This window comes from Paenibacillus pedocola (assembly GCF_031599675.1).
Taxonomy (GTDB): Bacteria; Bacillota; Bacilli; order Paenibacillales; family Paenibacillaceae; genus Paenibacillus_AQ; species Paenibacillus_AQ pedocola.
This window is the reverse complement of the sequence record NZ_CP134223.1, coordinates 5,633,203-5,646,846: the sequence shown is the minus strand read 5'-3', so window position 1 is coordinate 5,646,846 and position 13,644 is coordinate 5,633,203. Positions and strand designations below refer to the sequence as shown.

At 53.5% G+C, this 13,644-nt stretch carries 9 protein-coding genes; all 9 read left to right on the top strand.

Features of this window, described 5'->3' with window-relative positions:
• Window positions 1–10: 10 nt before the first annotated feature.
• Window positions 11–2,263, top strand: a complete 2,253-nt coding sequence (locus QU597_RS25050) for a PAS domain S-box protein (protein ID WP_310830292.1) — start codon at window positions 11–13, stop codon at window positions 2,261–2,263.
• Between the two features lie 464 nt (window positions 2,264–2,727).
• Complete coding sequence (locus QU597_RS25045; protein WP_206102086.1) at window positions 2,728–3,804, top strand: bifunctional 3-deoxy-7-phosphoheptulonate synthase/chorismate mutase; 1,077 nt, start codon at window positions 2,728–2,730, stop codon at window positions 3,802–3,804.
• Between the two features lie 112 nt (window positions 3,805–3,916).
• A complete protein-coding gene (locus tag QU597_RS25040) occupies window positions 3,917–4,207 on the top strand; it encodes an STAS domain-containing protein (RefSeq protein ID WP_310830290.1) in 291 nt (96 codons plus the stop codon).
• 187 nt (window positions 4,208–4,394) lie between these two features.
• Window positions 4,395–6,290, top strand: coding sequence for a WD40/YVTN/BNR-like repeat-containing protein (locus QU597_RS25035; RefSeq protein WP_310830289.1), 1,896 nt, complete (start codon window positions 4,395–4,397; stop codon window positions 6,288–6,290).
• Window positions 6,291–6,392: 102 nt separating this feature from the next.
• Window positions 6,393–7,223, top strand: a complete 831-nt coding sequence (locus tag QU597_RS25030; RefSeq protein ID WP_054943474.1) for a prohibitin family protein — start codon at window positions 6,393–6,395, stop codon at window positions 7,221–7,223.
• Between the two features lie 143 nt (window positions 7,224–7,366).
• Complete coding sequence (gene deoC, locus QU597_RS25025) at window positions 7,367–8,044, top strand: deoxyribose-phosphate aldolase (protein ID WP_310830288.1); 678 nt, start codon at window positions 7,367–7,369, stop codon at window positions 8,042–8,044.
• Window positions 8,045–8,290: 246 nt separating this feature from the next.
• Window positions 8,291–9,583, top strand: coding sequence for a homocysteine synthase (locus tag QU597_RS25020; protein WP_310830287.1), 1,293 nt, complete (start codon window positions 8,291–8,293; stop codon window positions 9,581–9,583).
• 280 nt (window positions 9,584–9,863) lie between these two features.
• On the top strand, window positions 9,864–10,922 hold the full coding sequence (locus QU597_RS25015) for a hypothetical protein (protein ID WP_310830286.1): 1,059 nt from the start codon (window positions 9,864–9,866) through the stop codon (window positions 10,920–10,922).
• Between the two features lie 658 nt (window positions 10,923–11,580).
• On the top strand, window positions 11,581–13,551 hold the full coding sequence (locus tag QU597_RS25010) for a heavy metal translocating P-type ATPase (protein ID WP_310830285.1): 1,971 nt from the start codon (window positions 11,581–11,583) through the stop codon (window positions 13,549–13,551).
• Window positions 13,552–13,644 lie beyond the last annotated feature (93 nt).

Genomic DNA, 13,644 nt, shown 5'->3' with positions numbered 1-13,644 from the left:
GGTGGATCAGATGTTGAAAGAGCAGCACTTTGGAGAAGTATACCGAACGGGTATCAGCGGAATGGCTTTTCTGTCTCTTGACCTCAAATGGACGAGCATCAATCCGGCTGTAGTCTCGATGCTTGGATATACGGAAGAACAGCTCCTGGGGCATGATTTCAGGGAGCTTGTGTACAAAGATTCTATAGAGTTACATAGCAGGAAGATGGGGGCTCTGAAAACAAGCGGGGTTCCCTTTTTTGAATGCGAAATCAGACTGGTCCATGGTAAAGGTATGCCGGTTCCCGTGTTGCTGCATACCGCACTTATCAGAGATCCTTCTACGGGTACAGAACTGTATTATATTATTCACCTGACGAAGCCTCCGGCTGAAGCAAAAGCCCAGACTCGTTACCCCTCGTCTGACGAGCTGTATAGGCTGATTGCCGCGAATATTAGTGATGTGGTGTATTATGCCACACCCGACAATGTTTGCCGGTATTGCTCACCGTCGGTTAAGGAAGTGCTGGGCTATGAACCGGAGGAGCTGATCGGACGCGATATCCGCAGCCTGATCCATCCGGAGGATCGTGCCTCCCTCAGTCTTCCGCAAGTAGCCGAACTCCGGAGTATTCAGCTGCGGGTTCTTCACGCTGACGGGCGATATTTGTGGATTGAATTCACTTTACGTATAGTGGATGACCCGGACAGCCCAAGCGTGCTTGCTGTAGGCCGGGACATCACCGAGCGCAAAAATGTGGAGCGGAAGCTGCAGGAATCTATCGAACGCTACACCTCCCTTAAGAAATACAATCATGATGCCATTATTTCACTGGATCTGCAGGGCAACATTATCAATTGCAATGAGCAGGCCTGCCAGCTGACAGGCTACCCCGTCTCTGAGCTGGCCGGCAAGAGTGTAGGCCGGATCATCGGGGATCATCATGTTAACGATGTGCTCGGCTATACCAACGGAAACAGCAGTAAGGAACGGAATATTGACCTTGTCTGGCACAAGGACGGACATACGGTCGAAGTGTTGACTACTATTGCTCCGATCATCATCAATAAGGCTACGGTAGGCTTTTATATCATCGTTAAGGACATTACGGAACAGAAAAAGCTGCTAATTGCCAAGGAAACCGCCGAGAGCACGAACCGTGCAAAAAGTGAATTCCTGGCGATGATGAGCCATGAGATCCGTACTCCAATGAATGGTGTGATCGGGATGACCGATTTACTGCTGGATATCAGTGAGCCTGGGTCTACCCAGAGGGAGTATCTGGAGATCATCCGGCAGAGCGGTGACACCCTTCTGAATATCATTAATGATATTCTGGATTTCTCCAAGAATGAAGCCGGCAAAACGGCTCTTCATGAGGATCTTTTTGTGCTGGAGGAATGTATAGATTCTGCTCTTGAACTTCTGCAGCATAAGGCAGAGGCTAAAGGGCTGACGATTGAGGTCTTTGTAGATCCCGCTATACCCAAGCTGGTGATTGGTGACGGGGAGCGGTTAAAGCAGATCCTGCTGAATCTGGTTGGCAATGCGATTAAGTTCACTTATACCGGAGGTGTAACGGTTAAAGTCCAAAGCCTGGTCCAGACAGGCGGACAGGTTACACTGCATTTCAAAGTTGCGGATACCGGAATTGGCATTCCTGAGGACTCTGCAGACAAGCTGTTTGAGCCGTTTGTACAGTTGGATCATTTCATGGGCCGGCGCCATGAAGGCACAGGTCTCGGCCTGGCGATAGCGAAGCAGCTGGTAGAACTGATGGGGGGAGCCATCGGCTTGGACACCAGTGTGAAGCAGGGGGCGACCTTTGAGTTTACGGTGAAGCTCCGCCTGAGAAACGATACTTCCGCCGACACGTTCGGTAATTTACTTGCAGGCTCAGGCCCGGTCAACCGCAACTTGCGGATCCTGGTGGCGGAGGATAACGAGATTAACCAAATCGTGCTGCGTAAAATTTTGGAGAAGCGAGGGTTTTCCGTTGATGTGGCCGCGGATGGCCTGCAGGTGGTGGAGATGACGGGCAGTACCGATTATGATCTTATTTTTATGGATGTGCAGATGCCCGGAATGAACGGTTTGGAAGCTACAGCGGCAATCAGGCGGACACTTGCTCCGGACAAGCAGCCGGTGATTATCGCCGTCACGGCCAATGCGCTGAAGGGTGACCGTGAACAATGCCTGGAGACGGGAATGGATGAATACATCAGCAAACCGCTGCGCAGTGAGGCGGTTACGAATCTGATTGCGAAATTTTTCGGAGATTAAATAAACTCCAGGTAAATTTATTGCATTAAAGCTGTGAAACGGTGCAATATCCCCTTGCATCATGTGAATATTTTGATTAAGATAGCAGAAACCGGCACATAAGACGTGCCGAAATATTCTCTAACGACGATGACGAAGAGAGTAAGTGCTATGTACGGATCTTAACAGGGAAGGCGTGCCGGAGACTGAGAGCACCCTCATGAGACGTTTAGTACCGAAGTTCACTTCCGAGTCGGCCCCTGAAGTATTTGCTGCAGCAGATATGCGTAGGGAGGCCCGCGCTCCGCGTTACCGGGTGTAAGACAGAGTTAATCCTGGCCGGGAAGAAGCAGCTTTCCATTCCCCGCGCCTCGTATTTCGGGTTAATCTCTAAATAAGGGTGGTACCACGGCTCCTCGTCCCTTGCGACGGGGGCCTTTTTGCGTTCATAGATGCAATTAATTTAAAAGAGGGAGTGGAAGGTAATGACTAACGTGGAATTGGATGGGCTGAGAGCCCGTCTGGATGAAATCAATGGACAGCTGCTGGAGTTAATCTCGGAGCGTGCCCAGGTTGTGCAGGAAATTGGAGTTGTAAAAGAAAAGCAGGGCGTGCCGAAATTTGATCCGGAACGTGAAAAAGCGATGCTGGAGAAGCTTGTAGCGAGCAATAAAGGGCCTTTCACAAGCGGAACGATCCGCAGCCTCTTCAAGCAAATCTTCGCTGCTTCTCTGGATCTGCAGTCTGATGAACATAAGAAAAGCCTGCTGGTCAGCCGGAAAACACGCAAGGAGGACACCGTTATTGTCCTGCCGGGGGATATTACGATCGGCGGCCTGTCCTCGGTGATGGTAGCCGGACCTTGCTCCGTAGAGAGCGAGCTTCAGACCCGCACTGTAGCCGCAGCACTGCAAAAAGCCGGGATCAAGGTAATGCGCGGAGGTGCGTTCAAACCCCGGACCTCCCCGTATGATTTCCAGGGGCTGGGCATGGATGGCCTGCGTATTCTCCGCGAAGCGGCAGACGAATACGGCCTGCTTACGATCAGTGAAATCGTCGATCCGGCACATCTTGAGCCTGCGCTGGATTATGTGGACATCATCCAGATCGGTGCACGCAATATGCAGAACTTCGAACTCCTGAAAGCCGCCGGTGAGCTGAATAAGCCGGTCCTGCTGAAACGGGGCCTTGCTGCAACGATGGAGGAATTCCTTCATGCCGCTGAATACATCATGTCACGCGGAAATACGCAGGTCATGCTGATCGAACGCGGGATCCGCACTTATGAGAAATGGACACGCAATACGCTGGATATTTCAGCGGTGCCGATTCTCAAGCAGGAGAGCCACCTGCCGGTGCTGGTCGATGTTACCCATTCCACCGGACGCAAAGATATCCTGATTCCTTGTGCCAAAGCCGCGCTTGCTGCCGGAGCCGACGGTATTATGGTCGAGGTGCATCCTGATCCGGCTACAGCACTCTCTGATGCGGCGCAGCAGCTGAACATTGAGGAGTTCAATACCTTCTTCAGTGAGGTTAAGGCTTCCGGGTTGTTCCGTTAATTTAAAACAATTGAATTTTTAAGATATTCGCAGCAATTGCGAGGATAAGTCCTAAACAACCGCTTACAAGCGGATGCGGAACTTTTGTGGGGAGTAAGGCATTTTCCTGCTGTTGCTTATTCTTGTGCTCGGCGGTACGGCAACGTATACGGTCTCCGGGCAGCTGTTCTTCGGTACGACAAGCCATTTCGTCCATGCGTTCAATTATGATGGCGATCCTGAACAGGTTATTATCGGCTTTACCCATTCGCATGTATGGGACCAGTCGGCTGCTGGCGCCATTGCCAAGACAATCAGCAGATATGACGCACTCGGTAAAAAGGTGAAGGTTACCGGGCTGAACGAAGAAAGCACGCGTCTTGTCAACCGGATCGGGCTTGCTTTGTCCGGTGGCCACCTGTAACGGCAATAAGAAATCTATTCACAGCTTTCTCTTAGGAGAGAGCTGTTTTTTTATGCAATAAATCCAGGAAAATGCAACAAGATTTTAACCCGCAGGCGTCTATACCGTTACCTCTGGCTGTCACAAGCTGCTTATACTTTTCTACATAGAGACAATAGATTCCGGTAAAGCAGAGGTGCATATAACTATGTTTGTTGACATCCTGAGAAAAACCGCGGCAGCGCTGCTGGTTCCGCTGCTCCTGGTCACGGCAGGCTGCGGGGGTTCCGGCGGGGAGGCCGCTGAATCAACCCCCGCAGCTTCGCCGCCTGCATCGGCGGCGATAGCCAGCTCCGTGCCGCCCCCGTCCGGCACAGCGGCGGCAGCGCCCCCGGCTGCCGGCAGTGCCGCGCAGCGGGGGGTCCCGATCCGCAGCATCAGCGGGCTGGGGATGACCGGCCCGGACGCCGGCTGGATCGGCGGCAAGGGATGGATTGCCCGCACCGGTAACGGCGGTGCGGAATGGCAGGTGCAGTACACCGGCCCGGGGACGGTGCTGAGCCTGTTCGCCCTGGACAACGCGCATGCGTGGGCAGAGCTGGACACAGGGAGCCTGCTGCGAACCAAAGACAGTGGAGCGCATTGGACGCTGACAGGCTCTGCCCCGAACCGGGAGGACCTGCATTTCATTTCACCGGACACCGGCTTTAGCGGTGCTGCCGTGACAACGGACGGGGGACAGACATGGGGGAGTCTCCCTGTTCCGGGGAATGTTGTTGGCGGTGTCTTTTACTATGACCGGCTGAACGGCTGGGCGGTCACCAGCGCTTCGCCCAAGGATTTCGCCTTCCAGCGGACGACGGACGGCGGCGTAACATGGAGAACCGTACTGACGCGCAAGACGGTTTCCCTTACCGGTGCTGTTATACGCTCCACAGGTCCGGACGATGCCTGGGTCGAATGTATCGGCGACTCGGGCATGCACCAGACGGCGTATTCACTGTTTCATACGTCAGATGGAGGCAGGCATTGGCTGACCGTACTGAACCACGGGACAGCGGGGGCAGGACCGGCTCCGGGGTTTGCGGTGGATGAGGTTAACGAGATTCCGGCCAATAACGGTGCCGCCCCAGGCATGCTCGTTGTCCTAAGCAATGAGGAAGCCTATATGAGCGGCTACTGCTCCCCTTGTGATAACGCCAACACAGTGGGCTGGACCCGTGACGGCGGCAAGACCTGGACAGACGGGGAGCAGTCTTTTCCCGGATATATACCGGCAAAGCTGGCGATGGCAGACAATCAGCATGGATGGTTTGTGACCGGCAGCCCGGACGATCCGGCGGTGCTGTACACAACGGATAACGGGGGCAGGGATTGGAAGCGGGCCTTTACCTTCCAGGGTATAGATATGGAGCGGGGGGTGGTGACCGGACAATCCTCACTTCCCGGCGGTGTTCAGGCGTCAGGGCTGATCCGGCTGAATTGGCAGGAAATGAAGGATATTCCCAAGGCGGAAGCCTGGGCTGGAATCCCCTCAGATGCGGTGACAATCTCCGGGCAGTGGCTGGAGAATTTCGGCGGAGTACAGATCACATTCTACATCAAACCGGGGGATGAGGAGCACGTCTATGCCGATCTCGGGACTGCCAAGGGGCATTACAGCCTCGGTCCCGTCGGTACCTACAATTACCGCAAGCCGGAGGATATTACGGCCGAAGTGTCATCCCTGTTCACAGGATTGAAGCTGAAAATCACCGGCGGGCTGGGGGCGAATTTATCGCTCAGCAGCTACTACACAATAGATGAAGCGGGAACACCGGCCGGAGTGCTCCGGGTGGACACCGGACATACCCATGAAGCGGATGTTGACCGGGATGGAACGCCTGAAGCGGTCTCCGCGCATGGCACCCCAATGACCGCCTATATTTACCGCTGGCATAACGGCCATGCTGAGGAAGCAGGCTTAAACGATGCTTTGCACGCGGATTCCGTGATGCTTAGAGACGACCTAATATATGAGGCCTCGGATATGGGGGAGAGTGAAGGGGGAGAGTACCAGCTCATTCCGGAAGGATTGATTCCCGCGATGCCCCGGGCCGAATGACCTGTTAAAGTTCCTTAATAAAATCCTTGCGACCGCAGCGGCTATGCCACCGTATAAAAGGATAACAATTCCAAAATGCGCATCAATTAGGGGGACACGATCATGGAAGTTAATCCAAAATTAAAACAGGCAAAGCCGGGGAAAATCATCAGCATCGCAGCAGGGGTGCTGGTAGTGGTGCTGATTGCCGCCAATTCCTTCGCAACGGTACAGTACGGACATGTGGGACTCTACAAAACCTTCGGCAAACTCAACAATAATATGTTATCTCCGGGCATACATCTGAAAATTCCGTTTTTCCAGAGTGTCATACAAGTCAACACCCAGGTCACCAAAGCGGAGACGGATACCTCTGCATCCTCCAAGGACCTGCAGCCGGTATCCACCCATGTGGCGGTTAACTATTCCGTCAACAAAGATTCTGCATACAATCTGATGAACAACATCGGAGGCAGCTTCGATGCGGTGATTATCAATCCGGCGATTCAGGAGATTGTCAAAGAAGTAACCGCCAAATATCCGGCTGAGGATCTGATTACCCGGCGGGATGTGGTGGCAGGAGAGATCAGCGATCTCCTGACCAAACGTTTGGCCAAATACGACCTCGTTGTAAATGATATTAACATTGTGAATTTCAAATTCTCGGATGCATTCGACCAGTCCATTGAAGCGAAACAGGTTGCCCAGCAGCAGGCGCTCAAGGCAGAGAACGACCTCCGGCGGATCGAGATTGAGGCGAAGCAGAAGATCGCGCAAGCGCAGGCGGAAGCGGAATCCTTAAGACTTAAGAAGCAGGAGGTTACACCCGAGCTAGTGCAGCTGAAGCAAATCGAGGTTCAGGAGAAAGCCTTGGAGAAATGGAACGGCGTTCTGCCGACGGTAACAGGCGGGGCTACACCTTTTATTGATATTGAGTCACTGACGCAAAAATAATTATAAGTAGTGAATAGTACTCTTTCACCAAACAAACAATCCAAGGGGATGCTGACGCATCCCCTTGTTCCGCTTTCCAAAGCAGTCCACTATTGGTATGATTACAAGGAATGAGAACATCTACAACCATGGAGGAATTAATAATGAGTGAAAACACAATATCCGGGATCATTGATCATACGCTGCTAAAAGCGGACGCACGTAAGGAAGATATCATCAAGCTGGCAGAAGAGGCCAAAACCTATAAATTCGCTTCGGTATGCGTTAATCCGGCTTGGGTCGCAGTTGCCCATGAAGTGCTGAAGGATACGCCTGAAGTAAAAGTATGTACCGTTATTGGCTTTCCGCTGGGAGCATCGACGCCGGAAACCAAAGCCTTTGAAACCACCAATGCAATCGCAAACGGTGCAGGCGAAGTGGATATGGTTATCAATATCGGCGCATTGAAAGACGGTGACAATGAACTGGTTAAACGCGATATCGCTGCTGTTGTGGATGCGGCCCGCGGCAAAGCGCTGACCAAGGTGATTATTGAGACTTGCCTGCTGAGCGAGGAAGAGAAGATCCGCGCCTGCAAGCTGGCTGTAGAAGCCGGGGCAGACTTTGTGAAGACTTCGACCGGATTCTCCACAGGAGGCGCTACGAAGGAAGATATCGCACTGATGCGGGCAACAGTGGGTCCTGATATCGGTGTCAAAGCCTCCGGCGGTGTACGCAGCAGCGAGGATGCGCTGATTATGATCGGAGCGGGGGCAACCCGGATCGGTACGAGCGGCGGCGTAGCCATTGCCAAGGGGGAGCAGAGCCAGAGCAGCTACTAATCGTCTGTATTGTAAAAGGATGGACAAGCGGGGGATACAAAACTTTTTGTGCCTCCGCTTTTTTGTATATACTTAGTAGACTGGCTGTTCGGCGGGAGTATTAATGTAAGCGTATACTGTAAGTGTAATAAAACACACCGGAATAATGAGAATTTTCTCTTCCCAAATAACATCGTTTGTGAGAGAATAGTTACAATTCAAGATTGTTAAGGTTTGCCAATTGCCATTACAGGGGAGGAAATACCAATGTCAGAAGACCGCAAGCTGTCGTTTGAAACATTAGCAGTTCATGCAGGCCAGGAGATTGACCCGACTACACTATCGCGTGCCGTACCGCTCTATCAGACCACTTCCTACGGATTCCGGGATGCTGAGCATGCCGCCAATCTGTTCGCGCTCAAGGAATTCGGCAACATCTATACACGCCTGATGAACCCGACCACCGATGTGTTTGAGCAGCGGATTGCTGCGCTTGAAGGCGGGGCCGGGGCGCTGGCGACGGCGTCAGGGGCGGCGGCGATTTCCTTCTCTGTGCTGAATATTGCCGGTGCAGGCGATGAAATCGTGTCTTCTGCCAGCCTCTACGGCGGGACTTATAATCTGTTCTCTACCACCTTGCCGAAGCTTGGAATCAAAGTGAATTTTGTGGATTCTGATCATCCGGAGAATTTCCGGGCAGCCATTACGGATAAGACGAAGGCGCTCTATGCCGAAACGATCGGCAACCCTCAGGGGAATGTACTGGATATCGAAGCCGTGGCAGCGATCGCCCATGAGCACGGGATTCCGCTGATTGTCGATAATACCTTCCCGAGTCCGTATCTGCTGCGCCCGATTGAGCACGGAGCGGATATCGTGGTGCATTCGGCTACCAAATTTATCGGCGGCCATGGCACATCCATCGGTGGAGTTATCGTTGACGGAGGCAAATTTGACTGGAAAGCGAGCGGCAAATTCCCCGGCCTTACCGAGCCGGACCCAAGCTATCATGGCGTTGTGTACACGGAAGCGGTTGGGCCGATTGCCTATATTATCAAAGCCCGCGTGCAGCTGCTGCGTGATTTAGGCGCATCAATCTCACCATTTAACTCATGGCTGCTGCTGCAAGGGCTGGAAACCCTGCATTTGCGCCTGGAACGCCATAGTTCGAATGCGCTCAAAGTGGCGCAATACCTGGAAGGCCATAAGGATGTAGAGTGGGTGAGCTATTCCGGCTTGCTGAGCCATCCGTCCTATGAGCTTGCGCAAAAATATTTGCCGAAGGGCCAGGGTGCAATCCTCACCTTCGGAATTAAGGGCGGGGCTGCAGCCGGCGTAAAACTGATTGAGAATGTGAAGCTGTTCTCCCATTTAGCCAATGTAGGAGACTCGAAATCGCTGATTATTCATCCGGCGAGCACAACTCACCAGCAGCTTTCGGATGAAGAGCAGATCACTGCCGGCGTAACTCCGGAGCTCCTGCGCCTGTCCATCGGAACGGAATCCATTGATGATATCCTGTATGATCTCGAACAGGCTATTGCTGCAAGCCAGCAGTAAGGCGGGATCAGCAGTCACAGCATATTAACTTACAAGCCTCCTCCGGGAGCAGTCCTGTCTCTAGACTTAGAGCCGGGATTGCTTGCGGAGGGGGCTTTTTTGTTGTTTGGAGTGAGTGTTGTTCCGCCGTCCGCACCGTAAATATCAGACTCCTTTGATACCGCTTGCATATTTCAAGGCCGGATCCCGTATTTATAAAAAGAAGGTTCGTAACATGCCGGTATCAGCGTGTAACAGGAATAGGTGCCGGCAATCCAAAGCCAAAAAGGTGGGTGCGGTGATGAAGGGTGAACGTCAGCAGGATCAAAACCGGAACAGTGTGGAGCGCCCGTTCAAGTATAATGCTGGGGACCGGGCGATAGGAGCGGAAATGAGCCAGGCCGCATCTGTAGCCTCCGCTGCTGCGGAGTTTATCACTGAAGCGGGACGGAGCGCGGGAGCGGAAGCGCCCAAACGGGCTTTTATGAGGCGGGCAGGAGACCGCCCGTCCTTCCTGGTGCTGCGTGAGGGAGCCGAAGACCGGCCGTTATTCCGGGATGAGGCGGGTTCACTTCCGGGAGGACCTTGCCTCATCCGGAGTGAGGAATGGCTGCATACCCCTGAGCTTGCCGGATTGTATGAATGCTGGCTGAACAGTGAAGATGAATTCCAGGCTGAACGCACCCTTCAGCGGATTTATTACCGGCTGCGGGCCGCTTCAGCAGCGCTGCTGGAATCGGCGGATGGCGCCTGGGCGGCCGTCACTCTGCTCTATACGCAGGAGCTTGCCGCAGCGCCCGCCAAACTGGCTGAGCTGCACGATGTCCAGCTCGAAGCCCTGTTTGCCGCCGTGGCGGCAAATCAGCGGCTGGGCAGAGACAGCCGCATCGATCTGCTGGCGCCTTATCCCGCCAGCGCTGCCGAATTCGCGGTGAAACGCGAATTCATCGAGGACGTGGCCGAACAGACCCTCGGCCACGCTTACGCGGCGGCGTGCAGCATCGGGGCACTGGTTGCCCCGGATGTCCAGCCCGCCGCCGCGGGGGAAATCGCGCGTATCGCCGATTTCCTGGTGCTGGACGGCGCGGCGGACATAGCCGCGCCGGAAGAGCTTACCGCCGAGGGCTTTGCCCGCACGGCGGGAGAGGTCCTGGCCGCCGTGCGGCGCGTGAAGCCGGCGGCGGTGGTACTCGCCGCGGGGGCACCGGCGGCGGTAGCGCTTGCCGATCTGTACCGGATCGGCATGAGCGGGATCTTTTGCAGCGCGGGCCTGCGGACCGAAGCGCTGCTCCGGGCAGCCTGCCTGACCTGGATGGCCCGGCAGGACAATGCGGATACAGCCGCCGGAGGATGGCTGTAATCTTTAGTGGTAACTGCGCTACGCACAGCTATACGATTTCTTTTTCGTACGCTTAAGGAAATAACTGTACTCTGCACACGTATTTAGGCGGAATCCTGCGAATAGGCGGGATTCCGCTTTTTCAATTGTACAGACTGCAATTAGAGCTCCAGGATCACCAGATATCAGGAATCTAACGGTATGGAATACAATTAGATCAGTATCAGCCATGGCCCCGCATTCCCCGCCCAATCTGCACACCTAAGTACACTCAGTATGCTGTTGCATTTCCCCGGTATGCCGGCGTAAAGCTGGACAAGCCTGGCACGCCTCACACGCCTTACTCGTCTCACATGCTTCATAGGCCTCACTCGCCCCGCATATCAATGGATACAGCCGCTCAAATTCAGATTGTCTCCTGGTTTACTTTCCGGCGGATAGTGGTATAGTATATGTATAAGTTGCACTGAGGAAATATAGTTGTATTATTGCAACAATGATTATCATTCTCATTTATCATGCTGTCCCGGCTGAGCCGGGGCAGCATGTGTCATTTTAAGGGCTTTAATAATGGCTCTCATTCTCAGTACGTCTCTCAGTTGGCTCTCTCACTCAGGCTCTCTCACTCAGGCTCTCAGCTCACTTATGCTCTTCACTACAAACAGGAAGGTGATTTATTATGCAAGCAACATCCAAACAACTACCTAAACCGATAGCCCGCCAAGGCAATGCGCAGCAGCCGCGTACCCCGAAGCCGCGGCGCTTTGATCCGCGTGCCATGCTGAGCAACCGGGAAATGCAGGCCGCGCTTGGCAGCGGCGTGCTTATGCTTATCGCCTGGGCTGTCAGCGGCTGGTCAGAAGTGCTCTCCGTGCTGATTTATGTAATCTCGTATACAGTAGGCGGGTGGATCAAGGCGAAGGAGGGCGTTGAGACACTGGTTAAAGAACGTGATCTCGATGTCAACCTGCTGATGATAGCCGCCGCACTGGGCGCCGCCTCCATCGGCTACTGGAATGAAGGGGCGATGCTGATCTTCATTTTTGCCATGAGCGGAGCGCTGGAGAGCTATACTATGGAACGCAGTAAAAAGGACATTTCTTCGCTGATGGCACTGAAGCCGGCTACGGCTGTACGCATTGAGCAGGGGGCCATGAGCGAGGTGCCGATTGATCTTTTGGCTGTAGGAGATTTATTGCTGGTGCGTCCGGGTGAGCTGATTCCGGCAGACGGCAAGGTCTATCGCGGCGAGTCGGCAGTCAATCAGGCTTCGATTACAGGTGAATCCCTGCCGGTTGAGAAGACAGCCGGAAGTGAAGTGTTCGCAGGAACGGTTAACGGGGAAGGCCCGCTTTATATCGAAGTGACCACTGCCGCTGAGCATACACTCTTTGCCAAGATCATCAAAATGGTTGAAGAAGCTGAAACCGAAGTGCCGGATTCACAGCGGTTCATTAAACGTCTTGAGGCAGTTTATGCCCGTGTTGTGGTACTCGCAACGGTTATTCTGATTGCTCTGCCGCCGTTTGTGCTGGACTGGAGCTGGAGCAATACTTTTTATAAAGCAATGGTGTTCCTGGTTGTCGCCTCTCCGTGTGCCCTGGTCTCGTCCATTATGCCCGCCATGCTGTCGGCCATTTCCAAAAGCGCGCGCAAAGGCATCCTATTCAAAGGTGGCGTACACCTGGAGAATATGGCGAAGGTAACGGTGGTTGCTTTTGATAAGACGGGTACGCTGACTGAGGGAATTCCGCAGGTTACTGATTTTATTGCCGGAGAAGGGTACAGCCGGGATGAGCTGCTGGCGGTAAGCGCCTCGATTGAGAAGCTGTCACGCCATCCGCTGGCGGAAGCGATTGTCCGCTTGGCAGAGGAGGAGCAAGTGGAGCTCTACAGCACCCAGGAGAGCAAATCCGTGACCGGCTGGGGGATCGAAGGCTGGATTAACGGCAGATTGTGGAGAATAGGTAAAACCAATGTGCTGGATGAATCAGCTGTGGCATCGTCGGAGGAAGAAGTCCTTGCGTCCTGGAAGGCGGTACGGAAGCAGCTGGAGAGCGAAGGGAAGACCGTTTCACTGATTCTTGAAGGAGATCACATTGCCGGCATGATTGCATTGCAGGATACGGTACGTCCGCAGGCGGAAGCTGCTGTGCGGAAGCTGCAGAAACTGGGGATCAAGGTGGCGATGCTGACAGGAGACCGTGAAGCCACAGCAGCCGTAATGGCCGGAAGAACGGGAGTCGATCTTGTGTTTGCCGATCTTTTGCCGGAGGACAAAGTGACCCATATCAAGACGCTGCGTGAACAATACGGCCATGTTATCATGGTCGGCGACGGGGTGAATGATGCACCAGCGCTGGCTACGGCGACAGTCGGGATGGGGATGGGCATGAAGGGCAGCGGAGCAGCGCTTGAAATCGCCGACGTGGTATTAATGAATGATAATATCGAAGAGATTGCTTCGACGATTGAATTGGCCCGCCGTACCCAGCGGATTGTAAAGCAGAATATGATTTTTGCGGTAACGGTGATCCTTACCCTGATATTAAGCAACTTTTTGCAGGGAATTGCTCTTCCTTTTGGAGTCGTCGGCCATGAGGGGAGTACGATTCTTGTCATCCTGAATGGGTTAAGATTGCTGCGCTAATTCCTGCAGAAAAGTTCTGTTTAGGGTGATTTCGAAAAATAGGTTGTTCAAAATTGAATTGTTCACAAAAAAGGACGATTCATACGTGTCTGG

Bases quoted from the DNA above. Each gene is read 5' to 3' on its own strand.
- deoC (WP_310830288.1), top strand. From the start codon at position 7,367: ATGAGTGAAAACACAATATCCGGGATCATTGATCATACGCTGCTAAAA.
- QU597_RS25030 (WP_054943474.1), top strand. From the start codon at position 6,393: ATGGAAGTTAATCCAAAATTAAAACAGGCAAAGCCGGGGAAAATCATC.
- QU597_RS25035 (WP_310830289.1), top strand. From the start codon at position 4,395: ATGTTTGTTGACATCCTGAGAAAAACCGCGGCAGCGCTGCTGGTTCCG.
- QU597_RS25015 (WP_310830286.1), top strand. From the start codon at position 9,864: ATGAAGGGTGAACGTCAGCAGGATCAAAACCGGAACAGTGTGGAGCGC.
- QU597_RS25020 (WP_310830287.1), top strand. From the start codon at position 8,291: ATGTCAGAAGACCGCAAGCTGTCGTTTGAAACATTAGCAGTTCATGCA.
- QU597_RS25010 (WP_310830285.1), top strand. From the start codon at position 11,581: ATGCAAGCAACATCCAAACAACTACCTAAACCGATAGCCCGCCAAGGC.
- QU597_RS25045 (WP_206102086.1), top strand. From the start codon at position 2,728: ATGACTAACGTGGAATTGGATGGGCTGAGAGCCCGTCTGGATGAAATC.
- QU597_RS25050 (WP_310830292.1), top strand. From the start codon at position 11: ATGTTGAAAGAGCAGCACTTTGGAGAAGTATACCGAACGGGTATCAGC.